Consider the following 26,388-nt stretch of genomic DNA (forward strand, 5'->3'; position numbering starts at 1 on the left):
GGCTTTTTTATTGCTTTACTGCTTTCAATTGCTACCGTGTCAGTAAATTTACGGTGCAGAAGCTTCAGCGGCCGGTTCTGCCGCTGGAGCAGAAGCTGCGGCGGCTGCAGGCGCGCCAGCAGGTTTGTACTCAGTGTCGCTCAATTTTTGGGTCATGATTTCCGGGTTTTCTTCACCCTCTACTTTCAATTGGCCCAACGCACCTTTGTTGAACGCACGGAAGATAGAGTGGTCAACCAAAGTGTAGCTGCCCGGGATATCCACTTTAAATTCTACGATTGCTGCGCCACCGGCAGGAACGATGGTGCTTTGTACGTTTTCGTTAATCAGTTTACCGCCTTCAACATATACTTTATCGAAGATTTCACCAATCACGTGGAATGAAGATACTAAGTTTGGACCACCGTTACCTACGTACATACGTACGGTATCGCCAACATTGGCTTTCAATGCGTTATCACCGGCAATCGCGCCAACGTGACCATTGAATACAACATATTCGGGTTGCTCTTTAACTGCTTTGTCCATATCGAAGGCTTGCAGACCTTGGGCACCGTATTTGCCTTTGGTGTAGAAGTCACCTTGAACGACGTAGAATTCTTTGTCCACTTTTGGCAGACCTTCTTTAGGCTCTACCAAAATCAAACCATACATACCGTTGGCGATGTGCATACCCACAGGCGCAACCGCACAGTGGTAAATATACAGACCGGATTGCAAAGCTTTGAAGCTGAAAGTCGAAGTGCGGCCGGGAGCAGTAAAGGTTGCCGCCGCACCACCGCCTTGGCCGGTTGCTGCGTGGAAGTCCACGTTGTGCGGTACGGTTGAGCTCGGATTGTTAGAGAATTCAACTTCTACGGTATCGCCCTCACGAACACGAATCATGCGGCCCGGAACATCGCCATCAAATGTCCAGTAGTGATAATCCACACCGTCGGCCATTTTCATGGTTTTCTCAACGGTTTCCATTTTCACACGTACTTTAGCAGGGTAATCGCGGTCGATTGCAGGTGGCACTTCAGGGGCATGAGTCACGATTGCATCAATTACCGGTAATTCACCGGCAGGGGTTTCGGCAGCAGCAGATTGCTCAGCAGTTGAAGCGGCAGATGCAGTTGCTTCGGCAGCAGCCGGTTGTTCGGCCGGTTTTTCCGCTGCTTGCTGACCGCAAGCAGCCAAAGCGAATACAGAAGCGATGATTGCAGCTAAGGCTTGGCGTTTCATAGTGATTTCCTTTTTTTTGAAGAAATGTTAATTGGCTTGTTGTTTGAATTCATTATGTAGCTTTCTGAATTTACGTATCTTGACCTAAATCAATTAATTCATAAAATATGCACTTTTAATCAAAACTTCATTTCAAAGCACTACTTTTTCATGTTCAAACCAATGAAGAAGTGAAGAAGCTACAAATTTTCAGCCGATATATTTCCAACAAAAAGACTAAAACAGCTTAAATTTAATTTATATCAACCTTTTAATGACAAATATCCATAGAAATCGTTTTACTAAAGTATAAATCATGCTACAATCTTTAACATTCATATTTTATGAATTAAATAAACCATTTACCATTTACCAAAACAAGGAGTACTAAAATGGGACAGTACAAGAAACTTTGGCTACTGCTGATTGCAGTGCTGACAGTCTGTTTCACCATTCTTGGTTATATGGGTAGCGAGATCTATAAGAAAGCGCCTCCTTACCCTGAACAAGTCGTTACCGCTTCCGGCAAAAAGTTGATGACCAAAGACGATATTCTCGCCGGCCAATCCGCTTGGCAAACCACTGGCGGTATGGAAGTCGGTTCCGTATTGGGTCACGGTGCATACCAAGCACCTGACTGGACCGCAGACTGGCTGCACCGCGAGCTGGCGGCATGGTTAGACTTGACTGCCCAAGCCGATTACGGCAAAAAATTCGATGAGTTGGCTGCTGAAGAGCAAGCTGTGTTAAAAACCCGCTTGCAAGACGAATACCGTGTCCAAAGCGCCATAAAAGAAGACGGCTCGGTAGTCATCAGCGATACGCGCGCAAAAGCCATCGAAACCATTCTGCCTTACTACCACGGCGTTTACAGCGACGATCCTGCATTGCAGTCTACCCGTGAACACTTTGCAATGAAAAACAACACATTGCCAAGTGAAGAAGCACGTGAAAAATTGTTTAACTTCTTCTTCTGGACTGCATGGTCTGCTTCGACCAACCGCCCTGACGAAGTCTTTACCTACACCAACAACTGGCCGCACGAGCCTTTGATCAACAACGTGCCGACTACGGAAAACTACATGTGGTCGTTCACCAGTATCGTTCTGTTGCTGTTGGGCATCGGCTTATTGATGTGGGGTTACTCATTCCTGACCAAACATGAAGAAGTTGAAATCCCAACCGAAGATCCGGTGGCGAAAATTACTTTGACTCCTTCTCAAAAAGCCTTGGGCAAATATGTATTCCTGACTGTTGCATTGTTCTGTGCACAAGTATTATTGGGCGGTCTGACTGCGCACTATACTGTTGAAGGCCAAGGCTTCTACGGCATCGATAAAGCGTTGGGTATCGAGATTTCCGACTGGTTGCCTTACTCGCTGACCCGTACTTGGCATATCCAATCGGCGATTTTCTGGATTGCCACAGGCTTCCTGACGGCTGGTTTGTTCTTGGCGCCAATTGTCAACGGCGGCAAAGACCCTAAATTCCAAGTAGCAGGCGTAAACTTCCTGTATATCGCCCTGTTTATCGTCGTAGCCGGTTCATACGCCGGTAACTTCTTCGCCTTGTCACACATAATGCCGCCTGAATCAAACTTCTGGTTCGGCCACCAAGGCTATGAATACTTAGATTTAGGCCGCTTTTGGCAGCTCTTGCTGATGGTAGGCTTGCTGTTGTGGTTGTTCCTGATGTTGCGTTGTACGGTAAACGCCTTCCGTGAAAAAGGCACCGACAAAAACTTGCTGGCAATTTTCGTGGCCTCTATGGTCGGCGTGGGGGTGTTCTACGCACCGGGCTTGTTCTACGGTGAAAAATCGCCGATTGCCGTGATGGAATACTGGCGCTGGTGGGTGGTTCACTTGTGGGTAGAAGGCTTCTTCGAAGTATTTGCCACTGCCGCTTTTGCCTTCATTTTCTACAACATGGGCTTCGTACGCCGCAGTACCGCTACCGCTTCTACTCTGGCCGCTGCCGCCATCTTCATGATGGGTGGTATCCCGGGTACCCTGCACCACTTGTACTTTACCGGCTCGACTTCTGCCTCTATGGCCATCGGCGCATGTTTCTCTGCCTTGGAAGTGGTACCTTTAGTATTGCTGGGTCGTGAAGCTTATGAGCATTGGTCTTACCAAAACACTACCGAATGGGCAAAACGCCTGCGTTGGCCGCTGATGTGCTTCGTTGCCGTGGCATTCTGGAACATGATCGGTGCCGGTGTATTCGGCTTCCTGATTAACCCGCCGATTTCCCTGTTCTACATCCAAGGTCTGAACACCACCGCAGTTCACGCGCACGCGGCTCTGTTCGGCGTATATGGTTTCTTGGCACTGGGCTTCGTCTTGCTGGTAGCCCGCTACATCAAACCTGAAGCACAATTCGACGACAAATTGATGACTTGGGGCTTCTGGCTGCTCAACGGCGGTTTGGTCGGCATGATTGCCATCAGCCTGTTGCCGATTGGTGCGATTCAAGCTTGGGCTTCTGTATCACAAGGTTTGTGGTACGCCCGTAGCGAAGAATTCCTGCAAATGGAGCTCTTGGATACCTTGCGCTGGGTTCGTACAGCTGCTGACTTGGTGTTTATCGGCGGTGCATTCTGTGTCGCATGGCAAGCCACCAAAATGGTATTCAGCCGCAGCAAATAATGTTTGATTGCTGACTTTAAAGGCCGTCTGAAATATTTCAGACGGCCTTTTAGATGCTTGCTTTCAACAAATTTAATCACATTTCCTAGACATGATTTTTATGCGCCAAACCACCGCCTTCCCCCGCGGCAACCGACAACTTTCCAGACCGCCTTTTCTGCTATAATGCCTCCGTTCCAACCGTTACGGCGATATCATCATGTTTACTCAAGCAGCCAAAGAACTCACCACCATCCGCGACATTTTGCGCTTTGCCGTCAGCCGTTTTAACGATGCCGGGCTTTTCTTCGGTCACGGCTCCGACAATGCGTATGACGAAGCTGCTTATCTGATTTTACACACGCTGAATCTACCGCTCGACACGCTCGACCCTTATCTCGATGCCAAGCTGTTACAAACCGAAAAAGAAGAAGTATTGGCACTCATCGAACGTCGCGTTACCGATCGTCTGCCGGTCGCCTACCTGACCAATCAAGCATGGCAGGGCGATTTTGATTTTTACGTTGACGAACGCGTCATCGTGCCGCGTTCTTTTATCTATGAATTACTGGGCGACTCACTCACCCCTTGGATTGAATACCCCGAATTGATCAACCGCGCACTTGACCTTTGCACGGGCAGTGCCTGCTTGGCCATTCAAATGGCACATCATTACCCGGCCGCCGAAATCGATGCCGTCGATTTAAGCTTGGACGCGCTCGAAGTCGCCGCCATCAACGTTGAAGAATACGGCTTAGAAGACCGAATCAGCCTGATTCACACCGACTTATTCGAAGGCTTGGAAGGCACATACGACTTAATCGTTTCCAACCCGCCATACGTCGATGCCGAATCCGTCGATGCCCTGCCCGACGAATATCTGCACGAGCCGGAATTGGCACTCGGCAGCGGCCAAGACGGCTTGGATGCCACCCGCGAAATCATTTTGCAGGCAGCCAAATTCCTCAACCCGAAAGGCGTATTACTGGTCGAAATCGGCCACAACCGCGACGTACTCGAAGCTGCTTACCCTGAATTACCATTCACTTGGCTCGAAACCAGCGGCGGCGACGGCTTCGTATTCCTGCTGACACGCGAACAATTATTGGGCGAAGAATAACGTTCGATATACAACGGCCGTCTGAAAGCATTTCCTTTCAGACGGCCTATTTATTTACTCCGGCTTCTTCGCCAACATGGTCACAAATTTAAACCGAATCGGATTGCCGGATTCATCTTTGGCGTGCATAGCGCCCAATTCTTCCTTGTATTCAATCAATTCCCAACCCTGATAATATTCGCGCAATTCACCTTCGCTGAATTTAAACGGAAACGGCATCGGGCATGGAAAATCTTCGGTATCCATCGCCGAGACAATCAAATTGTAGCCGCCCGCTTTGGTGCACGTTTTCATGTTGGCAATCACTTGCGGAATGAAACGCGGCCGGAGGAACATCATCACCACGGCCGCCACAATGTAATCGAAATCGTCCTGAATATTGGCGGCATTTAAATCGTATTCAAACGCATCAACCTTCAGTCCTTCGCGGGCTGCCAGTTCCTGCACGTTTTGCACCGCCATTGGGTTGTTATCAACGGCGGTTACGTCGAATCCTTGCAACGCGAGATACAACGCATTACGGCCCTGTCCGCAGCCCATGTCCAGCGCTTTGCCCGGCGGCACGATGTTTTCAGCGGCGCGTACGGCAGAATGCGTGGCGCTCATACCGTATTTTTTGTGAAAATAATCGGCGGCTTGGCAGTAGAACTCAAACTGGATTTCCGTGTCATCCGTTTGCGGTTGGACTTTATGCCATTGCTGCGGCGCAATCAGCACATCATCGCTCTCGGGCGTGAGTTCTTGTTCGGCCAAGGTTTCTCCGGTTTCCGACAATTCATAAAATTTCAGACGGCCTTTTTTAATGACTAAATTGCCCCATGTACCTTCTTGCGTATTGTGTCGGCTCAATAAGGCTTCAGGAATGGTATCGGCAGTCCAGACCGGCAATTGCCGATAGCAGAATAGTGCTTGTGACGCGCTCATGCGGCTTCCTTTTTTTAAATAACATTCATATTATATGCTTGTTTATTTAAAATTCAATCTTTTCAGACGGCCTGTGTTATGATTCGGCGGTTAAATCAAGAGACGTTTTATGGATAAAACCGTTTACCTATATACCGACGGCTCCTGCAAAGGCAATCCGGGCGCGGGCGGCTGGGGCGTGTTGATGCGCTACGGAGTGCATGAAAAAGAACTGTTCGGCGGCGAAGCCGACACCACCAACAACCGCATGGAACTCACCGCCGTCATAGAAGGCTTGAAAAGCTTGAAACGCCGTTGCACCGTGCAAATCTGCACCGACTCGCAATACGTGAAAAACGGCATGGAAAGCTGGATTGCCGGCTGGAAGAAAAACGGCTGGAAAACTGCCGCTAAAAAACCGGTGAAAAACGATGATTTGTGGAAAATGCTTGATGAGTTGGTCAACCGACACGATGTGCGCTGGACGTGGGTTAAAGGTCATGCCGGACATGCGGAAAACGAACGTGCCGACGAATTGGCCAACCGTGGGGCAGCGAAGTTTATGTAGTTTGCGCCAATGAAAGATTCATTATACATTCCGCCAAACCCGCTTCTCAACCGACAAATTGCCACATTTTTCTAAAGTTATGTCAAAAGGCCGTCTGAAAAGATGATTCAGACGGCCTTTTCCCTTAAAATATGCGCTTCGATTCGATTGATGCCATAAGGATTGCCATGAATTGCCCGATTTGCCATGCGGAAAATGAAGACGTTTTGCTGCAAACGCCGAAACTGCGCGTGATTGCCGTGCACAACGAAGCCGGTTCGCCCGCTTTCTGCCGCGTGATTTGGCAGGAACATGTCGCGGAAATGACCGATTTACCGCAAGCACAACGCGATGAAATAATGGGCATGGTCTATCGCGTGGAATCGGCCATGCGCCAAGTGTTGCAGCCGGCCAAAATCAATTTGGCGAGCTTGGGCAATGTCGTTCCGCACCTGCATTGGCATGTGATTGCGCGCTTTGAAAACGATGCCAATTTTCCGGCTCCGATTTGGGCACCGGCCGGCCGCAATCACGAAATGACGCTGCCGCAAGATTGGCCGAAACAAATCAAAGCCTTGCTGGCTTAAGTTTCGGACGGCCTTTTATATTCAGCAGGCCGTCTGAAACATTCAATCAATCCCGTTTATCCGGCCGCCTGCTTTCAGACGGCCTGAGAGCTTTGAAAATTCCGGATTTGAGTGCAGTTCGAAGTTAGAGCGGCACAGAAAGCGAGAACATATCATGAAGATAGGCAAGCTATGGGATTTTGCAAAGGTCCCGGCCTGAGTTAAATAAACTATACAGGCGGTTTTCCGCCCCATCAAAAAGGATGTTTTATGTCTTGGAAACCTTCCCGCCGCCATTTTTTGCGTGCCTCGGCCGCAGTTGCCGGCGCAGGATTGCTGCAAGCCTGCGGCACCGGCTCTACTCAAAAACCTGCTGTTAACCCTACCCCTTCAAAAAGTCAAACTGTGCAACCCCGCAACCCTCAACCTGCCCGCTCCGGCGACAATATTTTGCGTGTTGTTGCCCCTTCCGGCTTTGCCGAATCTTACGACCGCGTCAATGTCGGCTTAACCCGTCTGTATAACGCCGGTTTTACCGTAACCAACCAGCAGGCCGGTTCGCGCCGTTACCAGCGTTTTGCCGGAACAGATGCCGAGCGCATCAACGATTTCCAAGAAGTCGCCAACGGCCGCGTGAAAACGCCTAAAGTATTGATGGGCTTGCGCGGCGGCTATGGCGCGGCGCGTTTACTGCCAAGCATTGATTTTGCTTCTTTGGGCGCACGTATGCGTGAACGCGGCACCTTGTTTTTCGGCTTCAGCGACGTGTGCGCCGTGCAATTGGCTTTGTTGGCCAAAGGCAATATGATGAGTTTCGCAGGCCCAATGGTGTATAGCGAATTCGGCAAACCCGATCCGAGTATATATACTATGGATTCGTTTATCCGCGGCACCACCAATACCACCAACACCATCGACATCACCGCCATCCAACGCAGCGATGTGAATGCGGAAGGCACATTATGGGGCGGCAATTTGAGCGTGTTGGCTTCATTGGCCGGTACGCCTTACATGCCCGATATCAACGGCGGCATCCTGTTTATCGAAGATGTGGGCGAACAGCCTTACCGCATCGAGCGCATGCTCAACACGCTGTATCTCTCCGGCGTATTGCAAAAGCAACGTGCGATTATTTTTGGTGATTTCCGTATGGGCACCATCCGCGATGTGTACGACTCAAGCTATGATTTGTCGGCAGTGATCAACCAAATCAACCGCGTGACCCGCGTACCGGTGTTGAGCGGTTTCCCGTTCGGCCACATCACCAATAAAGCCACCTTCCCGCTGGGTGCGCACGCCAAAGTGCGCAGCACCGGCAACGGCGGCTATTCAGTGACCTTCAGCGGCTACCCGACTTTAAATGCCAACAGCCTCAGCCTCGATATGCTGTTGCCGCCGCCAATGCCGACCTTCGATTCGTCTTCTTACAACAATACGATTACCGAAGAAGTAATTGAGTAATTCATCTGCGATATGAAAGGCCGTCTGAAAATATTGAACTGCACCCCAAAAGTTGGACACCCCTCCAACTTTAAAAGGTGCAGTTTTCTTATGTCCAAATATAACCTACACTTCAAATACCGAGCCGTACTCCATTATCACCAAGTGCACAGCCAACAGCGCACCGCAGAGCACTTCAACGTCTCGCGCACCCACCTGCGCCGTTGGATAGCCGCCTATCGGCAAGGCGGTATCGCCGCACTTCAACACCCGCAGGCTACGTTTATGAAGACCAAACGCAAAAACCCGTTTATCGCCGACAAACCCGACCACGAAAAAAACCCGGGCGGAACTGATTGAAGAGTTACGTTACATGAGGGCGGAGAACGACTACCTAAAGCACATGAAAGCCCTCAACGAAAAGAACGCCGCCAAAGCTGCGAAACCGTTCAAACGTTGAGAGCGAAGCACCCGCTGAAATATCTGCTGCACAGTGCCGGTATTCCCAAAAGCAGCTTTCATTACCATATCGGCAAAGCCGATCCCGATGCGGCGGCCAAAACCGCAGTAAGCGAAGTCTATCGCCGACACAAAGGCCGCTACGGTCATCGGCGGATTGCCGCCGTATTGTCGTGGAACAAAAAGAAAGTGCAGTGCATTATGGGTTTGTTGGGACTGAAAGCCAAAGTCCGCAGCAAAAAAGCCTACCGTCCGCAGGTAATAGGAGAGGCTTCGGATAATATTCTTAATCGTGAATTTACTGCCGGCAAACCGGCAGACAAATGGCTGACCGATGTGACGGAGTTCAAATGCACAGACGGGAAGCTGTACTTATCGCCGATATCGGATGTGTTTAATCGGGAGATTGTGGCCTATTCTTTAAGCCGCAGAGCAAACAGTAAACTGGTGGCGCAAATGTTGGATAAAGCATTTGGCCGTCTGAAAGGCCAAACGCCGCTGCTGCATTCCGACCGGGGTGTGCTTTACCGCACCGGGGCTTATCGGGCGAAACTGGCTGAGAAAGGAATGGTGCAAAGCATGTCGCGTAAAGGAAATTGCTGGGACAATGCGCCGATGGAGCGTTTCTTCGGTACATTAAAAGAAGAGAGCTTCTATCAGGAAGGTGCGTTGTCGGTGGCAGAGCTGACAGAGGTAATAGATGATTACATACATTACTACAATCATGAGCGGATTAGTTTAAACTTAAAAAAGCTGAGTCCTGTCGGCTACAGAACCCAGCTTGAAAAGGCTGTTTGAGAAAGATTCTTAACTTGTCCAAGTATTGGGGGGTAGTTCAAGAATTTCAGACGGCCTTTTATCAACTATTCAATCACATTACAGCGAACGCGCTACTTCGACGATGTCGAAGCATTCGAGCTGGTCGCCTTCCATGATTTCGTTGTAGCCTTTGAGCATCAAACCGCATTCAAAGCCCATGCGTACTTCTTTCACGTCGTCTTTGTAACGTTTCAAAGAAGCTAATTCACCGGTGTGAATCACCACATTGTTGCGGATCAGGCGGATGTGCGAATCGCGTTTCACCACACCATCGGTCACCATACAGCCTGCAATGTTGCCGACTTTCGATACGCTGATGACTTGGCGGATTTCTACGGTACCGGTTACCTGTTCTTTTTCTTCAGGAGCCAGCATGCCGCTCATGGCTGCTTTCACATCGTCAATCGCATCGTAGATGATATTGTAGTAGCGGATTTCCACGCTCTCGGTTTCAGCCAGTTTGCGGGCTGAAGCGTCGGCACGAACGTTAAAGCCGATGATGAATGCACCCGAAGCAATCGCCAAATTGACATCGCTCTCGGTAATACCGCCCACGCCGCTGTGTAATACATTGACTTTGACTTCGTCGGTCGACAGTTTTTTCAGGCTGCCCGACAAGGCTTCGTACGAACCTTGTACGTCGGCTTTGATGATAACCGACAACGATTGCGCTTGGCTTTCGCCCATGTTGTTGAACATGTTTTCCAGCTTCGCCGCTTGTTGTTTTGCCAAGCGCACATCACGGTATTTGCCTTGACGGAACAAAGCAATTTCGCGTGCTTTTTTCTCATCGGCCAACACCATGGCATCTTCACCGGCATTCGGCACATCAGACAAACCCAGAATTTCCACCGGAATCGATGGACCGGCTTCGCTAATCACTTTACCGTTTTCATCACTCATGGCACGGATTTTACCGAAAGCCGTACCGGCCAACAGCATATCGCCTTTGCGCAGCGTACCACTTTGCACCAACAGAGTGGCTACGGCGCCGCGGCCTTTGTCCAAACGGGCTTCGACAATGATACCTTTGGCCGGTGCTTCTACCGGTGCCGTCAATTCCAATACCTCGGCTTCAAGCAACACAGCTTCGAGCAAAGCATCAATATTCAGACCTTTTTTAGCCGAAACATCAATAAACTGAACATCACCGCCCCATTCGTCCGGCACAACCTCATGCGCGGTCAATTCTTGGCGGATGCGTTCAGGGTTGGCCGCTTCTTTATCGATTTTGTTGACGGCAACCACCATCGGCACCCCTGCCGCTTTCGCGTGGGCAATCGCTTCGATGGTTTGCGGCATTACGCCGTCATCGGCCGCCACCACCAATATCACGATATCGGTCGCTTTGGCACCGCGAGCACGCATGGCGGTAAACGCTTCGTGACCGGGAGTATCCAAGAAGGTAATCACGCCGCGCGGGGTTTCCACATGGTAGGCACCGATGTGCTGGGTAATACCGCCGGCCTCGCCTTGTACCACTTTAGCGCGACGGATATAGTCGAGCAACGAGGTTTTACCGTGGTCAACGTGACCCATTACGGTCACCACCGGCGGACGCGGCAGCAATTCCGCTTCCACAACTTCGGCGTTTTCATCCAAGAATGCTTCCGGATCATCAGCCGCAGCCGGTTTACCGATGTGGCCGAGTTCTTCCACCACAATCAGCGCGGTATCTTGGTCGATAGATTGGTTGATGGTGACCATCATGCCCATTTTCATCAAGGCTTTCACCACTTCCACGCCTTTTACCGCCATTTTATGCGCCAAATCGGCCACGGTAATGGTTTCCGGAATCAACACTTCGTGCACCACAGGTTCGGTCGGTGCTTGGAAGGCGTGTTGGTTCGGCTCCAGCTTCAGCTGTTTCTTGCCTTTTTTGCCACCGCGAACGCGCTCGTCCTGGCCGCTGTTTTGATTGCGGCCGCCTTTGGCATTTTTACCGCCGCGTGGACGTGCATCTACATCATCGCGATTACGACGCTCGTCTTTTTTCGCACGAGCCGGTGCAGCTGCTTTATCGGTTTCTGCCGCTTTTTCAGCAGGCTTGGCCGGCTTGGAAGGTTTCGCGCTGCGTACTTCGCCGGCTTTATTTTCTTTGGCTGCCTTGGCTTCTTTTGCTTCTTGCGCAGCCTGTTGCTTCACGGCTTCACGACGCGCTTGACGCTCTTGTTTTTCACGCCACAAGGCTTCTTGGGCGGCACGCAGCTTAGCAGCGCGCTCGGCTTCTTCATCACGTGCAGCTTGCTCGGCCGCACTCACCACCGGTTTAGGCGCTTCAGGTGCAGGCGCGGCTTTTTTCGGCGCTTCTTTCGCTTTGTTTTGTGTTTTATCTTGCTTTGGTTTGGCCGCCGGTTTGGCTTTTTCTTCGGCCTTCTCTTCAGACGGCTTCACTTCAGGCTTAACGGCTTTTTTCTCTTCTGCCTTGGCTTGTTGCGCCGCTTTCAGGCGGATTGCTTCGGCTTCGGCTTTAGCGCGTTCGGCCGCGGCCTTCTCGGCTGCTTCTTTTTCAGCTTGCGCTTTGCGCGCTTCTTCTGCTTCGGCCGCTTTTTGTGCTTCAGCCTTGGCTTTGGCTTCAGCAGCAATTTCATCGGCAGAAGGAATATTCACGGCACGGCTGCGGCGGCGTGTTTCTACCTTAACGCTCCCCACGGTGCTGACTTCTTTTTTGGTGCGGGTAATGCTGATGGTGGCATTGTCGCTGCCGTTTTGCTTTTTCAGATATTGAGCCAAAAGCTGCTTGTCTTCCAAAGTCAAAGAGTCGCTGCCCCTGCTTTTATTCACGCCGGCGCTTTGTAATTGTTTCAACAATACATCGACGGGCTTATTCATTTCGGTGGCAAATTGTTCTACGGTTGTGTTATTCATCTATTACCCCCTCAGTTACTTTCTTCGGTGAACCAATGTTCGCGCGCAGCCATAATCACAATTTTAGCTTCGTCTTCGGTCACACCGGTAATTTCAATCAATTCATCCACAGACAATTCGGCCAAATCGTCACGTGTGGCAATGCCGGCCTGCGCCAGATCGCGGAGCATATCCGAATCCAGACCTTCCAGATTGCGCATGTCTTCCGACACATCGGCCAATTTTTCTTCCGAGGCAATAGCCAAAGTCAAAATCGCGTCGCGGGCACGATTACGCAGGACTTCAACGATTTCTTCGTCAAAACCTTCGATTTCCAACAATTCGGCCGCAGGTACATAAGCCACTTCTTCCAAGGTTTGGAAACCTTCTTGCACCAAGACACCCGCTGTTTCGGCATCAATGTTCATGTGGCTCATAAACAGTTCGCGAATGGTGGCATCTTCTGCTTCATTGCGCTCGTCTGCTTCTTTAACGGTCATAATATTCAGCTGCCAGCCGGTCAAATCCGATGCCAGACGCACGTTTTGACCGCCGCGACCGATGGCCAAGGCCAATTGGTCTTCCGCCACAATCACGTCAACGGTGTGTTTGTCTTCGTCAATCAAAATGCGGCTGACTTCGGCAGGCGACAAGGCATTAATCACAAATTGTGCAGTTTCGGACGACCACAACACCACATCGATGCGCTCGCCCGACAATTCGTTGCTCACGGCATTCACACGCGAACCGCGTACACCAATACAGGTACCTTGCGGATCGATGCGCTGATCATTGGCTTTTACGGCCACTTTTGCACGTTGTCCCGGGTCACGCGCCACTTCTCGGATTTCCAACAAGCCATCGGCAATTTCAGGCACTTCCTGCTCATACAGTTTCGCTAAAAATTCGCCTGAAGTACGGCTCAACACCACTTGCTTGCGGCCAGTATTGCCGATTTCCTCCACGCGCACAAACAAGGCACGAATACGGTCGCCGCTGCGGAAGTTTTCCCGCGGAATCATTTGGTCGCGCGGAATCAGCGCATCCAATTTGCCTGAAATCACTTCCACGATGATGCCGTGACGTTCGACACGCTTCACCGTACCCATAATGATGTCTTCTTTTTGTTGCAAGAATTCATTCAGGATTTGCTCGCGCTCGGCATCGCGGATGCGTTGCAGAATAATTTGCTTGGCGGTTTGCGCAGCTTGACGGCCGAAACCTTCGTTTTCCAGCTGCTCTTCGTAGTATTTGCCGATTTGAATGTTGATGCCCGGAATTTCTTCTTGAATTTCTTCAATGGTTTTTTCCACATCCGGATAAGTGTAATCTTCGTCGGCCACAATCAACCAACGGCGGAAGGTGCGGTATTCGCCGGTATCACGGTCGATTTCGACACGCACGTCCATGTGTTCGCGGTTGGCTTTCTTTTTGGCAGCGGTTGACAGTGCAAACTCCAAAGCCTGAAACACCACTTCTGCTTCTACGTTTTTCTCGCTTGCCAAGGCTTCGGCAAGTTGTAACATCTCACGACTCATCTTCAGAATCTCCGTTATGTATTATGTTTAAAATTTGAATTCAGGACGCAGACGGGCTTTGTCGATATTGCTGATTTCAATCTCAGCGGTTTTGCCGTCGAAAGCAACGGTGACCACATCGTTTTCACATTTTTCGATGCGGCCGATAAAGTTTTTCCGGCCGTCAATCGGCAGACGGGTTTTGATTTTGGCATTTTCACCGGTAAAGCGGGCAAAATCGGCGGCTTTTTTCAACGGACGATCCAAGCCCGGGCTGGAAATTTCCAAACGCTTGTAATCCACGTCTTCCACCATGAAAACGCGGCTCAAATGGTTGCTCACCGTAGCACAATCTTCCACGGTAATGCCTTCCGGTTTATCGATAAACACGCGCAAATCACCTTGCGCGGTCAGCTCGAAATCCACCAGCTCGTAGCCCAAACCGGGCAGGGTTTTATCAAGAATATTTTGAATATCCATGCGGCTCCACAGTATAAAAACAAAAAAATGGCCCGGTGGCCATTTTTCTATAAATTTGAAAAATTGCCGTATTATAACGCATTTAAAAGCAAAATAAAAGCATTGATTTCGCTTGCCTTTTTTCAGACGGCATAGTTACGTTCTTACTTTACGCTATGCTTTTTCATTTGCATTGATTGTCAACAAAATAAGCCTGTTTTATTTTCAGGCGGCCTCTTAAAATATTCATAAAATATACTATAAACAATGTCTTAAAACAAAGGTAAATTTTCAGACAGCCTCAAAATCCGTTTAAATGCTTGCTAAACCCGATGGCAAACCCTACAATCGAACGCTCCATTATTTCCTTTTGCGAAGAACGCCATGTCTGCCCAGCCGATTTACAATTTCTCCGCCGGCCCTGCCGTTTTGCCTGAAGCCGTTTTGCGTACCGCCCAGCAAGAAATGCTGGATTACAACGGCACCGGTTTCCCTGTGATGGCCATGAGCCACCGCTCCGATATGTTTATGTCGATTCTGCATCACGCCGAACAAGATTTGCGCCGGCTGTTAAACATTCCCAATAATTATAAAGTGCTATTTTTACAAGGCGGCGCAACCACGCAATTTAATATGACGGCAATGAATCTGGCACATGGTTTCGAGCGCATCGATGCCGTCATCACCGGCAACTGGAGCCGCTTGGCTGCCGATCAAATGCCGCTTTTAGGCGATGCAAAAGTCAACATCGCGGCGCACGGCGGTGAATTGTTTGATTACAAAGATTTGCCCGCTGTGGAAGATTGGAATATTTCCAAAAATTCGGCTTTCGTGCATTTTGCCATCAATGAAACTGTCAACGGCCTGCAATATCAAGACGTACCTAAACTTCCAGATGGCATGCCGCCTTTGGTGTGCGATATGTCGAGCGAAATTTTGTCGCGTGAATTTAACGTGGCCGATTATGGCTTGATTTATGCCGGCGCACAGAAAAACATCGGTCCTGCCGGCGTGACCGTGGTGATTATCCGCGACGATTTGCTGGATCGCTGCCCGAAAAACATTCCGAGCGTGTTCAACTACCGCACCCACATCGAAAAAGACGGCATGTATAACACGCCGTCCACCTACCCGATTTATATGTCGGGCTTGGTCTTCCGCTGGCTGCAAACTCAAGGCGGAGTGAAAGCCATCGAAGCGGTAAACAACATCAAAGCCAAAATGCTTTATGATGCCATCGACGGCAGCGGTGGTTTCTACATCAATCAGATTGCCGTCGACGCCCGCTCTAAAATGAACGTGGTCTTCAAAACCGACAGCGACAAGCTGGATAAATTATTCGTGCAAGAAGCCGATTTGCACGGCTTGCGTTTGCTCAAAGGCTACAAAACCGTCGGCGGTATGCGCGCCAGCATTTACAACGCCATGCCGCTGGCCGGTGTGGAGGCCTTGGTCGAATTTATGCGGAATTTCCAACGCCGATACGGTTGATTGAACAAAGAGCATAGGCCGTCTGAATGTTCAGACGGCCTTCTTTGATGCTTCGCCCATTCGCTTGAAAAAATATTTTGTGCTATAAAGAGCCATCACACATCAAATCACTGGAATCCTCATGAACGCTCTCGAATTATTAACCACCCGACGCTCGTCTAAAAAACTGGCCGCCCCCGCCCCCAATGCCGAACAATTGAAAATCATGCTTCAGGCCGCAACCCAAGTGCCGGATCACGGCAATATGCGTCCGTTTAAATTTACCGTGATTCAAAGCGAAGCCGGTTTAACCCGTTTTCGCGAAATCTTGCGCCAAACCGTTACCGAATTGAACTTCGGCGAAGAGTCGATGAAAAAAGCGGAAAAAGTCGGCCACATGGCACCGATGGTGGTTGGCGTGATCTTTACACCGAACCGAACTGTACCGAAGCCCAAACCGGAATGGGAACAAATGCTCAGCGCTGCCTGCTCGGCCTACGGCTTGCAATTAGCCGCCACTGCCCAAGGTTTTGATAATGTCTGGATTACCGGCTTGTGGACCAACAGCCCGCTGTTGCGCGAAGCCTTTGAATGCGGCGAAAAAGACAAAATCATCGGCCTGATTATGGTCGGTACGCCCGATGAAGAAACCGGCGGCGCGAAAAATACCGATTTGGATTCGTTTGTCACTTATTGGTAATTGAATGAAGCAAAATAGTGGATTCACTTTAAAAATAGGACAAGGCGGCGAGCCGAGGACAGTATCGATAATACGGCTAGGCAAGCCAACGCCGTACTATTTTAAAGTGGATTCACTATATAAAGAAAGGTGTGGGGTACTGTTAGTTTTTGCACCAATATACCAACAAACAAAAAAACGCCGAAATCCAATAAATACGCGGATTTCGGCGTTTTTGTATCTGCAAAAAAGTGTCATCAGCTTTTGCAACAAAATGAGCAAAAACGCACATTTTTTTGCGCAAAAGTTAGCGGGGAATTATCAAATTTAAAACGGTTTTAAGACATTTTTAAAATCAGGTCAATCAATACTGCGTCCGTACCACTCTACGCGGCCGATGATGGCGATGTCGTCGTCGGCGTGGCTTAAGTCTATCTCAAATGGTGCGTAGCGTGGGTTTTCGGACGTTACGAGCAGTTTGCCAGGGATGCGCTGCACGCGTTTGACGAACAGGTCGTTGCCGATCCTTAGGACGTACAGGCCGTCGCGCGGGTCGGTTTCGGCGTGATTGATGAGTATTGAATCTCCGTGGTTGAGCACGCCCTCCATTGAGTCGCCTTTGACGGTGATTACGGACAGTTTTTCAGGCTGTTTGGTGACGTAATTTTCAATCCAATATCGGCGAAAAGCCAAGCAGAATAAAGGTTCCTCTCCGTATACAGGGGAGCCGTTGCCCGCCGCGGCGGCCACGTTGTAGCGCGGCACGAAGACGAACTCGGACAGGTCGACCGGGTTGCCCAGTATGTCGGTTACGCCGTCTGAACGGGTGTGCACGGGGAATCCGCCGGCATTGTCGGGATGGCTTTTGTCCAAGTATGGCGAACCTTCGCCGGTTAGCAGCCAATTTAAATCGCAGCCTGTAACTTCTTGTATTTTAATAAGTGTTTCTGCCTTGGGAATACTTCCATCATACCAAATACGCGCAAAACCAGCGTATTTCATGCCAATAAGCCCTGAAATCTTGGTTGGCCCAGCTTCTTTTCCAAACAAAAATTCGAGCCTGTCTTTAAAATTTTCCATCTTCAATATCCTTTTGCAAATTAACCTGCCTATTTGCAAATGCATTTGCAAATAAAGATACTATTTGCAAATAACATTCTTTCGTTAAAAATCAAATACCTGTCAAAATTAGCTAAAAAATACATACAAACTATTTGCAAAAGTAAAATTTGCATATTAAACTTCACTCAAGTTAATTAATTCAGTACGCAAAAGCACTTACTTAGTAAAGGATAAATTATGTCACGCAATAAAACTAATTGGCACCGCGCCGATATTGTAGCTGCACTCAAGAAACGTGGTTGGTCGGTACGAGCTCTTAGCATGGCCGCCGGGCTTGCCCCAAATACTTTAGGTACGGCGCTGCAATGTCCTTATAAAAAAGGCGAAAAAATTATCGCAGATGCTTTAGGGATTCCCCCTGATGAAATTTGGCCGCAACGTTATGAGGCAAGAGCTTTGAAACCTAGCCTTACTGAATTTAGTAAGTGAGTATACGCAAAAGCATATAAAAAATAAAGGTTGATGTATGAGTTACGCAATGAGTGCCGCCGAAATTGTCGAGATTGGTATTCAGGCATTACCAAAAACAAGACAAGCAATCGAACACAGGGCGAAAAAAGAAGGTTGGATATTTGAAACGGTAATAAGTTCCGGACGAAATGGCCGTCTGAAAAAATACCTAGTCTCCAGCCTACCCTCCGAAATCCGCACCGCGATCCAGCAAAAACAGGCTGAAGCCCTGTTTGCCGAAGCCCGAGAAGTCGAAACCAAGCTGCCGGTGCCGCGCCAGCGGCGAAGTACCGAAGTGATGTCGCCGGAAGCTTTGGCCGAAGCCGAAAAGCAGCTCAACGGCAGGCAAAGAAAGGTGGCGAATGCGCGGTGTGCGGTGTGTATGGAAATTTTATACCGCCACAATGTGTACGGCTTGAAAAAAATCCACGCTATGCAGGCTTTTTTGCAGGATTTGGAAGCGGGCACGCTCTCTGAATCGCTGATGAATCATCTGGCGACGGCAAATGACCGCAGTAATAAAGCCACTGTCAGTATCCGCTCTTTAAAAACTTGGCTGCCTTTGTATGAGAACGCCGGCTCTGCGTTGGAAAGGTTGGTTGCGCTGGCGCCTAAGGCCACGCGCAAGGTGCAAGACCCGATGGCTGCCGAATGGCTGCCGTATTTCCAGCGGTTTTATGCGCTGCCGACCAAGCCGAAGATGGCGCATGCGTATGAGGAGTTTGCCCGCTGGTGGGCGGATAACAGGCCGTCTGAAACGCTGCCGAGTTATGCGGTGGTGCGCAATACTTGGGCGAAATTGCCGCCGATTGTGCAGGAGCGCGGCCGCTCGACCGGCAGCGAGCTGAAGAAGCTGTCCGCTTATGTGAAGCGCGATTGGGTGACGAATCTGAAGCCTTTGCAGGTGGGGATTATCGACGGCCACAGCTTTAAAGCGCAGGTGCGCCATCCGGTACACGGCCAGCCGTTTAAGCCTGAGGTGACTTTGATGATAGACGGTAATACGCGTTTGGTTACGGGTTACAGCTTAGGCTTGGCGGAATCGGCGATGGAAGTGATGAACACGGTACGCCATGCGGTGGGTGTGTTCGGGGTGATGCTGGTGATTTATTCGGACAACGGCGCGGGTGAAACGGCAAAGCGGCTGGACGATGAGGTAACGGGTATTTTTACCCGATTGGGTATCCGCCACGAAACGGGCATTGCGGGCAATCCGCAAGGTCGCGGCATTATTGAACGGTGGTGGAAAGACAATCTGATTCGTTTGGCGCGGAACTACCCCACTTTCCGCGGTGAGGGCATGGATTCGGGCGTGAAAAACCTGACTTACCGCAAACAGATGAGCGCGTTTAATGCGCAAGGCAAAGGTAAGGAGCTGACCACGGAACAGCAACGCCATATCGCTCAAGTGCCGACGTGGCAGCAGTTTGCCGAAGACGTGAAGATGGTGGTGGAAGCCTACAACAATCGCCCCCACAGCGAACTGCCGAAAAATCCGGATACGGGCAAGCATTTTACGCCGGCCGAGTTTTTCCGGTTTCAGACGGCCCGATATGAGCTGGTGTATGACAAGCTGACGGAGCGCGAGCTGCAAACGCTGTTTATGCCGATGGAAACAAGGGTAACGCGGCGCGGTTGGCTGGAATTGCACAATGAAAGCTATTTTGCGCAGGAGCTGGTCGATTACCACGGCCAAACGCTGCACATTGCCTACGATATGGCCGATGCCGGCTATGTGATGGTGTACAAGCCTGACCATACGCTGATTTGCAAGGCGGTTTTGAATGGTAATACGCGCAATGCGTTTGCGGTGTCGATGTTGGAAAAACAACAGCTCAAGCGTGCGGAGCGAAAAATCAAGAAAGCGGAACAACAGGCAGCCTTGGCCAGAGCGGAAATCAACCCCGCGCTGGAACACGCCCAAACGTGGGACGAGCTGGGCGGTATGAATATGAAGCCGGACGTTATCGAGACGGAATATGCGGTATTACCAAAAACAGGAACCGATGATTTTGTTTTGTTTGAAGCAGACAAATAGGAGTAAAAAAATGGATTTTTACGAATTGGAACAAGAAGGTATCGTGATTAAAGACATCCGTAAGGCCAAAAAGCGCAAAGCGTGGCCGTGGATTATCGGGGCTTGCGCTGCGGTGGCCGCTGCAACGGCGTGGGTGGTGTGGGACTTGATGGCAAACGGCTATATTTTTTAAAAAAACTTAAGGAAAACAACATGAAAAACCAAATCAACACGGCATTACAGCAACGTCTTACCGATTTTAAAGCCAAATCAGGCTTGAATCAGACCCAATTGGCGCGCGGCATCGGCTGCGCTCCGGCGGCGGTGAGCATGTACCTGAGCGGCACTTATGCGGAAAAAGGCGGCAATTACGAGACCGTAGAACCGAAAATCGAAGCATATTTGGACATGCAGGAAAGCAAGGCGAAGCGTGAGGAGCTGCATATCGAGTTTGTGGCTACGCGCACCACGCGACGGATTGCGGAAGTGATGCGTGATGCGCATGAAGGCGGCGAAGTGGCGGTAATTTACGGTCAGGCCGGTTTGGGTAAGACGAAGGCGGTGAAGAATTATTGCGTGCAGAATCCTGCGGCGGTGCTGATTGAAGCCAATCCGAGCTTTACGGCGTTGGTGTTGATGCGCAAATTGGCAACGGCGTGCAAATTGGTCGGCGTGGGCAGCCTGAATGATTTGTTTGAATCGGTGGCAGAGCGTTTGCGTGATTCGGGACGGCTTATTGTGGTGGACGAAGCGGAGAACCTGCCCCTGCGTGCGTTGGAAATTTTGCGACGTCTGCATGACGAAACGGGTTGCGGTTTGGTGTTGAGCGGTATGCCGAAACTGGTGGCGAATCTGCGCGGCAAACACGGCGAGTTGGTGCAGCTTTACAGCCGCGTATCGGTTGCCCTGCCGTTGGGCGACAGCCTGCCGGATGAAGAGCTGGCCGAAATCGCCAAATCCGCGCTGCCGCAGGCCGATGAAGAGACGTTGGCTGAAATCGTGAAACAGAGCAACGGCAATACGCGGCGAATGAGCAAGCTGATGCGTGGCGCGGTGCGGACGGCCAATAAAAACGGCATCCAGTTACAGGCGGGAATTGTGAAAAAGTACAGCTCACTGATTATCCGGTAAGGCCTAAGCCTTTGACACGGCTATATATTTTTTACCTAATGAATTTTATAAATCATTGATTTATAAGGAAAACAAAAATGATGGAATATTTAAAACACATGATGGCCGGGATGCTGACCGCTACGGTTATGCTGTTGGTCGGGGTTTTATTGCACTCATGCGAGCCTGCCCGGGCGGAGACACCCGATTTGCAGCGTGCCGCGGAGATGGCTGCGCAGGCGGAAATGATGAAGGTTGAGGCGGAATACGAGAGTATGGGCACGGAAAGCAAGATGGATGGGGTGGTCTATGAGTAAAAAACAGGCCAAACGCCCGACACGCAAGGTGCGTGAGCTGGCATTGAAACAGGCGGTGGCGGATATCAAACGCCGCTTTGGGGATAAGGCGATACAGAAAGGATGGCGCAAATGAGCTTTGGCAGACGTAATCAGGATTGGCAGGCCTACGGCCAACACCGCCGCCGCGTTTGGATACGGCAGGCACGGAAAAAACAGGAAACGGCGGAGGAATATCAGGCGCGGATGAAACGGGAAACGGAAGCATTGTTGAAAAAGGAGAAAAAATAATGAGCTGGCTGGAGTACGCAATCCTTATTGTTGTGGCTGTGCTGATGATGCCGGTATTTAAATGGCTTGAAGAAAACCCGAAGATGTCGACAAACGAAATCGATGAATGGCAGCGACGACAAGCGCGGCAAGCAGCGGAAAAAGCCCGAAGCCGCCGTCTGAAATTGAAAAGTTTGCGTATGAAAAGGAGGAAAAAATGATGTGGATTGCTTTGGGATTGGCCGCTTTTATCGGCATTTTGCTGGCGTTGGAGTTTTTGGCGCGGCTGGCGCGGCTGCGGATGATTGGCGACGGCTACGACGACAATTAAAACGGCAAGCTGTTGATACGGCTATATATTTTTTACCTTGCGGAAATTTCAAGGTATTGATTTTAAAGGATTTTAAAAATGGATAAGGAAAAAGCCTTAGACAAAATCAAAAAGTGTTTGGCCTTGAGTAAGTCGGCCAACGAGCATGAGGCGGCGCAGGCGTTGAAGCAGGCGCAGGCTCTGATGAAAAAATTTGAATTGACCGAGGCCGAGATAGGTTTGTCGGAAATATCAGAGGAAATGTCAGACAGAAAGGTGGCTTTAAAGCTGGCCAAATGGCAATGGAACGTTGCCCATTTGGTTGCCGATGTATTCGGTTGCGGATACTACAAACGGGGTAATTGCATGCACTTTTACGGTTTCGGTAACCGGCCGCAAGTCGCTGCTTATGCCTTTGATGTGGTTTGGCGGCAGATTGCCGCTGCACGGCGAAAGTATTTGCGCGAGTGTCCGAACATAATCCCAAGCCGCCGCGAATATCTGGCCAACCGATACTGCGAAGGCTGGCTGACCGGCGCAAGACGTGCCGTGCAAATGTTTGCATATCCCGAAGGACAAGAGCAAATGATGGAACGATATGCCGAGAATGCTTTAAAAATCAAAATGGTTAAACCCAGAACTATCTCCGCACCACCGACGCTTAAAAATATTGGCGATGATGCCGAATACAGCGGCATGCAAGACGGCAGGGAAATCGAACTTTATCACGCCATGGACGGTGGCGAAGCAAAGAAAATGATTGGAGCGCGGCCATGAATCCGAAAGACCTTATCGAATGGCTGGAAGACCGTGGCGAGCTGGTCGTCAGCAAGTCGGACGGCGGTAATTTTGTGGTGGTGGCGCGGCAAAACGGCGTGATGAAAACGGCGGAAGCGGCCACTTTGGAAAGAGCGATTATGTTGTGGGAGGAAGCGTGATGAACATCGCAAAACCTGAAAAAAGCGATTTGGCAGCCGCGTGGAAGCTTATCCATATGCTGGATACGGTGAGCTATGAACAGAATCCGTTAAAGTCGGTTGGCGAAGACGGCGATTACGAGTGGTTGGAAGATAAAGACAAGGCCGCCGTGCTGGATGCCGTGATTGAGGCCTACGAAAACTGCAACTTGGGCTGGCTGATGACGGTGCTTGAAACGCTGCTCTCTCCGATAAACGGCATTATCGACCAAGAGGCATACACATTGTCATTTTGCCGGCGCCTGAAGGCTTATCTGGATGGGTTGCAGGAAGGGAAGGAATCATGATTTGCCGCTGCCCCAACTGCGGCACGGCCAACAGCTTAGACAGTTTGGTCAACGATGCGGAAGCGGCCGAAGTGCTGAAAATGCTGCTGGAACTCGATGCTGACATCGGCAAAGCGGCGATACGCTACATCGGGCTGTTCCGCCCCGAAAAGAGCCAGCTCTCTTGGGGACGAACCGCCAAACTGCTTAAAGAACTGTTGCCGCAGATTCAGACGGCCACCGTCCACCGCGATGGCACGGCCTACGCCGCACCGGTGGAAGCATGGCTCTATGCCCTGCATGAAGTCTTGGCAGCGCGCAACGCAGGCCGTCTGAAAACACCGCTCAAGTCGCACGGTTATCTGTATGAAATCCTTGTAGGGTGGGCTGGCCAGCCCACCGCCACGGGGAATCAGGTAAACAAACCAAGCACCCGAGCCGCCCCGCCGGCCAAACCCAGCCAAACGCTAACCGCAGCCGCGTCGCTGCAAGGACTGAAAAAATGAACGAGCTGCCCAAGCAACTGCACAACGCCGTAATCGACGGCCTGACCATGCTGTTAACCCTGCGTCTTGCCGGCACGCCCGCCGCCGACACCGCGGCCGCCACCGCGCAAACATGGAGCCGAGTTCTGGCACATGGACGCGAGTGGGACGAAGCGCGCGATTTAAAACGCTTTCAGACGGCCTTTATGGTGTTGGCGGCGGAAACCAACCGCTGGCCAAGCCCGCGCGACTTTTTGGACGTGCTGCCGCCACCGCCGGCACCGCCGATGATTGAATACCGCTACAACCCGACGGCGGCGGAAAAAGCCAAAGGCAAATCTGCTTTAAAACGGATTTCAGACGGCCTTAAAGCGGTGTTGAACGGCAAAATCATCGAGCCGCCCAAACCCGAAACATTAGCCGAACAGATTATGCGCAACCGCGCGAAAGTTGAAGAGCTGGCCAGGCACGAACGCGAAAAAGGCTTGAACAAGCCGAAACTTAAACCGATAGAGAAGGGAAAGTATCATGATTGAAGAACACGAATACCGCCTGCTGAATGATTATTTTGAGCAAGACTGGGACGCATTCATCAGTTTTGCCGAAACCCAAGGATTTGAAGCAAGTGAAGTCTATCAATTACTTAACAAACTGGAGGAAAAAGCAAATGAATGAATACGTTATTAAAATCAGGGAAACGGAAAACGGCCTTGAAGTGGACGGTATCGAAGGTGTCGGACAATCATCAAGTGCGGCACAGATGGCAGCTTACATGCTGACAATGGCAGCGTTAAGCATGGCCGAATCTGCAAACGAGAATCCTGACGGCTTTAGAAGCAGCGCATGGGCGCAAATCCGTATCAACAATATTTAAAGGACAATCAACATGGCCAAACCAAAAAAAACCAAAACCGAAGCTCTGACCGTGGGCATCCAAGACCGCGCCGATGCGTCGGTGCAAATCAAACGCATGGGCGATTTGCAGCGCGAAATCGAGCGTATCCAAGCCGACCACAACGACAATGTGGCCGAGCTGCAAAAACAGGCCGACGAGCGTGTTGCACCACTGATGGCGGAAATCAACGCCATTCATGCCGGTGTGCAGGCGTGGAGCGAGGCCAACCGCGATGCGCTGACCGACGGTGGCAAGGTCAAGTTTGCCGACCTGACCACCGGCATTATCCGCTGGCGCAACCATCCGCCCAAATGCAGCGTGACCGGCATGGATGCCGTGCTGGCTTTGCTGGAAGCCAATCCGCAGCTGGAACGCTTTATCCGCGTGAAGAAGGAAGTCAACAAAGAGGCCATCTTAAACGAGCAGGAGCTGTTTGCCGCGAATCCGGTACCGGGGATTAAGATTGTGCAGGGTAAGGAGTTTTTCTCGGTTGAACCGCATAATCAGGAGTTGAGCTGATGGACGATAAAAAATTATCTCCCGAGGAGTTGGAAACTTTAAGGATTGCGGCACGAGATGCCTACTATCTGCACTGCCAAGTGGAAATCACCAACCGCAAATACGATACGGCATTTCAGGTATTGGGAAAAGCCAAAGAAAGAGAAGCAGATGCCCTCCGCTCCTACAAAAAAGCCATTTTTTGGAATTTGGTGGGAGTAATTTGGTGTATTTGCCTGGTGGTTATGTGGATTCTGGGGTAAGCAAAATGGCAAAAATCATTATCACGATACAGGACGATATGCCGGTAAACGGCGACAGTAGCGTCACAATTACCTATGGGGGCGATTTTGAGCTAAAAGGTAAGCCGACAATGGCGCAAATAACAGCTTACAACTTTAAGAAGCTGATGGATGCGGTTGAGTTTGAGGCTGCAAAAAGAGCAAATAAAGCAAACAAAGTAAACTGACCCACGGCGGCAACAGCCCGCCATTTTAAAGGAAAAAATCATGTGGTTTAAATCTGTAACCCCCTTCCGTCTGCCGGAACTGCCCGAAGAGCGATATTTAGAAGAATCGCTAGGCAATCATTGGTTTACCGAACCTCAAGGCTTGGATTGGTTTTCGGAGGGATTTGCCTATCCTAACCCGTTTGATGACCATGCCGTATTTAAAGCAGCAGACAGTCTGTTGGTTTCGCTCAAGCGTGAGGAAAAGGTCTTACCGAGCGCGAACACAAGGCGTTTCTGGCCGCGCAGCTGTCTTTGGGATTGGAGGGTTAAGCCATGAAAACGCAAACCTACACGCTTTCCTTTACCGAACAAGACATCAAAGCCCGAATATGCTGGTGTTCACCCTCAACCGCCTGCATGAGTATGAGGCCGAAGTCGAAGATTTGGAAGACGGCTTGTCTGCGGTGCTGGAAGTTTCCGTCGAAAAGGCACATGCGTTAATCGGCAAGTTTTATCAGGCCGTCTGAAAACAGTATGAACGCTGTTTCAGACGGCTTTTTTTCATGCAACACATCCGTTTATTCC

The 26,388-nt window shown here is 50.3% G+C and carries 34 protein-coding genes; 28 read left to right on the plus strand and 6 right to left on the minus strand.

Features of this window, described 5'->3' with window-relative positions:
- Positions 1-48: 48 nt before the first annotated feature.
- Positions 49-1,224, minus strand: coding sequence for a copper-containing nitrite reductase (gene nirK / locus H4O27_RS09475; RefSeq protein ID WP_165008364.1), 1,176 nt, complete (start codon positions 1,222-1,224; stop codon positions 49-51).
- 371 nt (positions 1,225-1,595) lie between these two features.
- Here nirK and H4O27_RS09480 point away from each other — a divergent pair, with 371 nt between their 5' ends.
- Together H4O27_RS09480 and prmB are read left to right on the plus strand one after the other, a co-directional pair.
- Positions 1,596-3,851, plus strand: a complete 2,256-nt coding sequence (locus H4O27_RS09480) for a nitric-oxide reductase large subunit (protein ID WP_165008366.1) — start codon at positions 1,596-1,598, stop codon at positions 3,849-3,851.
- 199 nt (positions 3,852-4,050) lie between these two features.
- The gene (prmB, locus tag H4O27_RS09485) at positions 4,051-4,950 is read left to right on the plus strand and encodes a 50S ribosomal protein L3 N(5)-glutamine methyltransferase (RefSeq protein ID WP_165008368.1); all 900 of its coding nucleotides are present in this window, start codon (positions 4,051-4,053) and stop codon (positions 4,948-4,950) included.
- Between the two features lie 54 nt (positions 4,951-5,004).
- Here prmB and tehB read toward each other — a convergent pair whose 3' ends face one another.
- Positions 5,005-5,874 (minus strand): SAM-dependent methyltransferase TehB, encoded by an 870-nt coding sequence (gene tehB / locus H4O27_RS09490; protein ID WP_165008370.1) that lies wholly within the window; start codon positions 5,872-5,874, stop codon positions 5,005-5,007.
- Between the two features lie 109 nt (positions 5,875-5,983).
- Between tehB and rnhA the strand changes: the two genes are divergently transcribed.
- From rnhA to H4O27_RS09515, 5 genes are all read left to right on the plus strand, one after another.
- Positions 5,984-6,421, plus strand: coding sequence for a ribonuclease HI (gene rnhA, locus H4O27_RS09495; protein ID WP_165008372.1), 438 nt, complete (start codon positions 5,984-5,986; stop codon positions 6,419-6,421).
- A 167-nt stretch (positions 6,422-6,588) separates the two neighbouring features.
- Positions 6,589-6,987, plus strand: coding sequence for an HIT family protein (locus tag H4O27_RS09500; protein ID WP_165008374.1), 399 nt, complete (start codon positions 6,589-6,591; stop codon positions 6,985-6,987).
- A gap of 249 nt (positions 6,988-7,236) precedes the next feature.
- A complete protein-coding gene (locus H4O27_RS09505) occupies positions 7,237-8,427 on the plus strand; it encodes an LD-carboxypeptidase (RefSeq protein WP_165008376.1) in 1,191 nt (396 codons plus the stop codon).
- 90 nt (positions 8,428-8,517) lie between these two features.
- Complete coding sequence (locus H4O27_RS09510) at positions 8,518-8,766, plus strand: helix-turn-helix domain-containing protein (protein WP_226883392.1); 249 nt, start codon at positions 8,518-8,520, stop codon at positions 8,764-8,766.
- Positions 8,767-8,862: 96 nt separating this feature from the next.
- Entirely contained in the window at positions 8,863-9,663 is an 801-nt protein-coding gene (locus H4O27_RS09515) for an IS3 family transposase (RefSeq protein ID WP_193004253.1), read from the plus strand.
- A gap of 78 nt (positions 9,664-9,741) precedes the next feature.
- Here H4O27_RS09515 and infB read toward each other — a convergent pair whose 3' ends face one another.
- Genes infB through rimP form a run of 3 tightly spaced genes read right to left on the minus strand, consistent with a single transcriptional unit; the run spans position 9,742 to position 14,528 of the window.
- Entirely contained in the window at positions 9,742-12,552 is a 2,811-nt protein-coding gene (gene infB / locus H4O27_RS09520; protein WP_165010814.1) for a translation initiation factor IF-2, read from the minus strand.
- Positions 12,553-12,563: 11 nt separating this feature from the next.
- Complete coding sequence (gene nusA / locus H4O27_RS09525) at positions 12,564-14,069, minus strand: transcription termination factor NusA (RefSeq protein ID WP_165010816.1); 1,506 nt, start codon at positions 14,067-14,069, stop codon at positions 12,564-12,566.
- Positions 14,070-14,096: 27 nt separating this feature from the next.
- Positions 14,097-14,528 (minus strand): ribosome maturation factor RimP, encoded by a 432-nt coding sequence (gene rimP / locus H4O27_RS09530; RefSeq protein ID WP_165010818.1) that lies wholly within the window; start codon positions 14,526-14,528, stop codon positions 14,097-14,099.
- 363 nt (positions 14,529-14,891) lie between these two features.
- On the opposite strand from rimP, the gene serC reads away from it, so the two are divergent.
- Together serC and H4O27_RS09540 are read left to right on the plus strand one after the other, a co-directional pair.
- Positions 14,892-15,998: a phosphoserine transaminase gene (serC, locus tag H4O27_RS09535; RefSeq protein ID WP_165010819.1), complete on the plus strand. Its 1,107-nt coding sequence runs from the start codon at positions 14,892-14,894 to the stop codon at positions 15,996-15,998.
- Positions 15,999-16,119: 121 nt separating this feature from the next.
- Positions 16,120-16,677: a nitroreductase family protein gene (locus tag H4O27_RS09540; RefSeq protein ID WP_165010821.1), complete on the plus strand. Its 558-nt coding sequence runs from the start codon at positions 16,120-16,122 to the stop codon at positions 16,675-16,677.
- Positions 16,678-17,016: 339 nt separating this feature from the next.
- Here the strand turns inward: H4O27_RS09540 and H4O27_RS09545 are convergent, their stop codons facing one another.
- Positions 17,017-17,736, minus strand: coding sequence for a LexA family transcriptional regulator (locus H4O27_RS09545; RefSeq protein ID WP_165010823.1), 720 nt, complete (start codon positions 17,734-17,736; stop codon positions 17,017-17,019).
- Between the two features lie 219 nt (positions 17,737-17,955).
- Here H4O27_RS09545 and H4O27_RS09550 point away from each other — a divergent pair, with 219 nt between their 5' ends.
- The 19 genes from H4O27_RS09550 to H4O27_RS09635 all read left to right on the plus strand — a co-directional run bounded on the left by H4O27_RS09550 (position 17,956) and on the right by H4O27_RS09635 (position 26,330).
- Positions 17,956-18,207: a helix-turn-helix domain-containing protein gene (locus tag H4O27_RS09550; RefSeq protein ID WP_165010825.1), complete on the plus strand. Its 252-nt coding sequence runs from the start codon at positions 17,956-17,958 to the stop codon at positions 18,205-18,207.
- A 37-nt stretch (positions 18,208-18,244) separates the two neighbouring features.
- Positions 18,245-20,266 carry a Mu transposase C-terminal domain-containing protein gene (locus H4O27_RS09555; RefSeq protein ID WP_165010827.1) on the plus strand — a complete coding sequence of 674 codons (2,022 nt, stop codon included), beginning with the start codon at positions 18,245-18,247 and terminating at the stop codon, positions 20,264-20,266.
- Positions 20,267-20,276: 10 nt separating this feature from the next.
- Positions 20,277-20,438: a hypothetical protein gene (locus H4O27_RS09560; protein WP_165010829.1), complete on the plus strand. Its 162-nt coding sequence runs from the start codon at positions 20,277-20,279 to the stop codon at positions 20,436-20,438.
- Positions 20,439-20,458: 20 nt separating this feature from the next.
- Positions 20,459-21,376 (plus strand): AAA family ATPase, encoded by a 918-nt coding sequence (locus tag H4O27_RS09565; protein WP_165010831.1) that lies wholly within the window; start codon positions 20,459-20,461, stop codon positions 21,374-21,376.
- Positions 21,377-21,453: 77 nt separating this feature from the next.
- The gene (locus tag H4O27_RS09570; protein WP_165010833.1) at positions 21,454-21,672 is read left to right on the plus strand and encodes a hypothetical protein; all 219 of its coding nucleotides are present in this window, start codon (positions 21,454-21,456) and stop codon (positions 21,670-21,672) included.
- A complete protein-coding gene (locus H4O27_RS13400) occupies positions 21,665-21,787 on the plus strand; it encodes a hypothetical protein (protein WP_255525171.1) in 123 nt (40 codons plus the stop codon). Before H4O27_RS09570 ends, H4O27_RS13400 begins: the two co-directional genes overlap by 8 nt.
- 55 nt (positions 21,788-21,842) lie before the next feature.
- On the plus strand, positions 21,843-22,142 hold the full coding sequence (locus tag H4O27_RS09575) for a hypothetical protein (RefSeq protein ID WP_165010835.1): 300 nt from the start codon (positions 21,843-21,845) through the stop codon (positions 22,140-22,142).
- 188 nt (positions 22,143-22,330) lie between these two features.
- Positions 22,331-23,008: a DUF7168 domain-containing protein gene (locus tag H4O27_RS09580; protein WP_165010837.1), complete on the plus strand. Its 678-nt coding sequence runs from the start codon at positions 22,331-22,333 to the stop codon at positions 23,006-23,008.
- Entirely contained in the window at positions 23,005-23,169 is a 165-nt protein-coding gene (locus H4O27_RS09585; protein WP_165010839.1) for a hypothetical protein, read from the plus strand. The genes H4O27_RS09580 and H4O27_RS09585 overlap by 4 nt, the downstream gene beginning before the upstream one ends.
- Positions 23,169-23,495 (plus strand): hypothetical protein, encoded by a 327-nt coding sequence (locus H4O27_RS09590; RefSeq protein ID WP_165010841.1) that lies wholly within the window; start codon positions 23,169-23,171, stop codon positions 23,493-23,495. The genes H4O27_RS09585 and H4O27_RS09590 overlap by 1 nt, the downstream gene beginning before the upstream one ends.
- Positions 23,492-23,980, plus strand: a complete 489-nt coding sequence (locus tag H4O27_RS09595; RefSeq protein WP_165010843.1) for an HI_1489 N-terminal domain-containing protein — start codon at positions 23,492-23,494, stop codon at positions 23,978-23,980. Before H4O27_RS09590 ends, H4O27_RS09595 begins: the two co-directional genes overlap by 4 nt.
- Positions 23,977-24,495: a hypothetical protein gene (locus H4O27_RS09600; protein ID WP_165010845.1), complete on the plus strand. Its 519-nt coding sequence runs from the start codon at positions 23,977-23,979 to the stop codon at positions 24,493-24,495. Before H4O27_RS09595 ends, H4O27_RS09600 begins: the two co-directional genes overlap by 4 nt.
- Complete coding sequence (locus tag H4O27_RS09605) at positions 24,488-24,634, plus strand: hypothetical protein (protein WP_165010847.1); 147 nt, start codon at positions 24,488-24,490, stop codon at positions 24,632-24,634. The genes H4O27_RS09600 and H4O27_RS09605 overlap by 8 nt, the downstream gene beginning before the upstream one ends.
- Positions 24,627-24,833 carry a hypothetical protein gene (locus H4O27_RS09610; RefSeq protein WP_165010849.1) on the plus strand — a complete coding sequence of 69 codons (207 nt, stop codon included), beginning with the start codon at positions 24,627-24,629 and terminating at the stop codon, positions 24,831-24,833. Before H4O27_RS09605 ends, H4O27_RS09610 begins: the two co-directional genes overlap by 8 nt.
- A gap of 12 nt (positions 24,834-24,845) precedes the next feature.
- Positions 24,846-25,373 (plus strand): host-nuclease inhibitor Gam family protein, encoded by a 528-nt coding sequence (locus tag H4O27_RS09615; RefSeq protein WP_165010851.1) that lies wholly within the window; start codon positions 24,846-24,848, stop codon positions 25,371-25,373.
- Entirely contained in the window at positions 25,373-25,615 is a 243-nt protein-coding gene (locus H4O27_RS09620) for a hypothetical protein (RefSeq protein ID WP_165010853.1), read from the plus strand. Before H4O27_RS09615 ends, H4O27_RS09620 begins: the two co-directional genes overlap by 1 nt.
- A 5-nt stretch (positions 25,616-25,620) precedes the next feature.
- On the plus strand, positions 25,621-25,821 hold the full coding sequence (locus H4O27_RS09625) for a hypothetical protein (protein ID WP_165010855.1): 201 nt from the start codon (positions 25,621-25,623) through the stop codon (positions 25,819-25,821).
- Between the two features lie 40 nt (positions 25,822-25,861).
- Positions 25,862-26,140, plus strand: a complete 279-nt coding sequence (rdgC, locus tag H4O27_RS09630; protein ID WP_165010857.1) for a recombination-associated protein RdgC — start codon at positions 25,862-25,864, stop codon at positions 26,138-26,140.
- A gap of 52 nt (positions 26,141-26,192) precedes the next feature.
- On the plus strand, positions 26,193-26,330 hold the full coding sequence (locus H4O27_RS09635; RefSeq protein WP_226883393.1) for a hypothetical protein: 138 nt from the start codon (positions 26,193-26,195) through the stop codon (positions 26,328-26,330).
- Positions 26,331-26,388: the final 58 nt, after the last annotated feature.

Source organism: Neisseria yangbaofengii (assembly GCF_014898075.1).
Taxonomy (GTDB): Bacteria; Pseudomonadota; Gammaproteobacteria; order Burkholderiales; family Neisseriaceae; genus Neisseria; species Neisseria yangbaofengii.

Bases quoted from the DNA above. Each gene is read 5' to 3' on its own strand.
- nirK (WP_165008364.1), bottom strand. From the start codon at position 1,224: ATGAAACGCCAAGCCTTAGCTGCAATCATCGCTTCTGTATTCGCTTTG.
- H4O27_RS09480 (WP_165008366.1), top strand. From the start codon at position 1,596: ATGGGACAGTACAAGAAACTTTGGCTACTGCTGATTGCAGTGCTGACA.
- prmB (WP_165008368.1), top strand. From the start codon at position 4,051: ATGTTTACTCAAGCAGCCAAAGAACTCACCACCATCCGCGACATTTTG.
- tehB (WP_165008370.1), bottom strand. From the start codon at position 5,874: ATGAGCGCGTCACAAGCACTATTCTGCTATCGGCAATTGCCGGTCTGG.
- rnhA (WP_165008372.1), top strand. From the start codon at position 5,984: ATGGATAAAACCGTTTACCTATATACCGACGGCTCCTGCAAAGGCAAT.
- H4O27_RS09500 (WP_165008374.1), top strand. From the start codon at position 6,589: ATGAATTGCCCGATTTGCCATGCGGAAAATGAAGACGTTTTGCTGCAA.
- H4O27_RS09505 (WP_165008376.1), top strand. From the start codon at position 7,237: ATGTCTTGGAAACCTTCCCGCCGCCATTTTTTGCGTGCCTCGGCCGCA.
- H4O27_RS09510 (WP_226883392.1), top strand. From the start codon at position 8,518: ATGTCCAAATATAACCTACACTTCAAATACCGAGCCGTACTCCATTAT.
- infB (WP_165010814.1), bottom strand. From the start codon at position 12,552: ATGAATAACACAACCGTAGAACAATTTGCCACCGAAATGAATAAGCCC.
- nusA (WP_165010816.1), bottom strand. From the start codon at position 14,069: ATGAGTCGTGAGATGTTACAACTTGCCGAAGCCTTGGCAAGCGAGAAA.
- rimP (WP_165010818.1), bottom strand. From the start codon at position 14,528: ATGGATATTCAAAATATTCTTGATAAAACCCTGCCCGGTTTGGGCTAC.
- serC (WP_165010819.1), top strand. From the start codon at position 14,892: ATGTCTGCCCAGCCGATTTACAATTTCTCCGCCGGCCCTGCCGTTTTG.
- H4O27_RS09540 (WP_165010821.1), top strand. From the start codon at position 16,120: ATGAACGCTCTCGAATTATTAACCACCCGACGCTCGTCTAAAAAACTG.
- H4O27_RS09545 (WP_165010823.1), bottom strand. From the start codon at position 17,736: ATGGAAAATTTTAAAGACAGGCTCGAATTTTTGTTTGGAAAAGAAGCT.
- H4O27_RS09550 (WP_165010825.1), top strand. From the start codon at position 17,956: ATGTCACGCAATAAAACTAATTGGCACCGCGCCGATATTGTAGCTGCA.
- H4O27_RS09555 (WP_165010827.1), top strand. From the start codon at position 18,245: ATGAGTTACGCAATGAGTGCCGCCGAAATTGTCGAGATTGGTATTCAG.
- H4O27_RS09560 (WP_165010829.1), top strand. From the start codon at position 20,277: ATGGATTTTTACGAATTGGAACAAGAAGGTATCGTGATTAAAGACATC.
- H4O27_RS09565 (WP_165010831.1), top strand. From the start codon at position 20,459: ATGAAAAACCAAATCAACACGGCATTACAGCAACGTCTTACCGATTTT.
- H4O27_RS09570 (WP_165010833.1), top strand. From the start codon at position 21,454: ATGATGGAATATTTAAAACACATGATGGCCGGGATGCTGACCGCTACG.
- H4O27_RS13400 (WP_255525171.1), top strand. From the start codon at position 21,665: ATGAGTAAAAAACAGGCCAAACGCCCGACACGCAAGGTGCGTGAGCTG.
- H4O27_RS09580 (WP_165010837.1), top strand. From the start codon at position 22,331: ATGGATAAGGAAAAAGCCTTAGACAAAATCAAAAAGTGTTTGGCCTTG.
- H4O27_RS09585 (WP_165010839.1), top strand. From the start codon at position 23,005: ATGAATCCGAAAGACCTTATCGAATGGCTGGAAGACCGTGGCGAGCTG.
- H4O27_RS09590 (WP_165010841.1), top strand. From the start codon at position 23,169: ATGAACATCGCAAAACCTGAAAAAAGCGATTTGGCAGCCGCGTGGAAG.
- H4O27_RS09595 (WP_165010843.1), top strand. From the start codon at position 23,492: ATGATTTGCCGCTGCCCCAACTGCGGCACGGCCAACAGCTTAGACAGT.
- H4O27_RS09600 (WP_165010845.1), top strand. From the start codon at position 23,977: ATGAACGAGCTGCCCAAGCAACTGCACAACGCCGTAATCGACGGCCTG.
- H4O27_RS09605 (WP_165010847.1), top strand. From the start codon at position 24,488: ATGATTGAAGAACACGAATACCGCCTGCTGAATGATTATTTTGAGCAA.
- H4O27_RS09610 (WP_165010849.1), top strand. From the start codon at position 24,627: ATGAATGAATACGTTATTAAAATCAGGGAAACGGAAAACGGCCTTGAA.
- H4O27_RS09615 (WP_165010851.1), top strand. From the start codon at position 24,846: ATGGCCAAACCAAAAAAAACCAAAACCGAAGCTCTGACCGTGGGCATC.
- H4O27_RS09620 (WP_165010853.1), top strand. From the start codon at position 25,373: ATGGACGATAAAAAATTATCTCCCGAGGAGTTGGAAACTTTAAGGATT.
- H4O27_RS09625 (WP_165010855.1), top strand. From the start codon at position 25,621: ATGGCAAAAATCATTATCACGATACAGGACGATATGCCGGTAAACGGC.
- rdgC (WP_165010857.1), top strand. From the start codon at position 25,862: ATGTGGTTTAAATCTGTAACCCCCTTCCGTCTGCCGGAACTGCCCGAA.
- H4O27_RS09635 (WP_226883393.1), top strand. From the start codon at position 26,193: ATGCTGGTGTTCACCCTCAACCGCCTGCATGAGTATGAGGCCGAAGTC.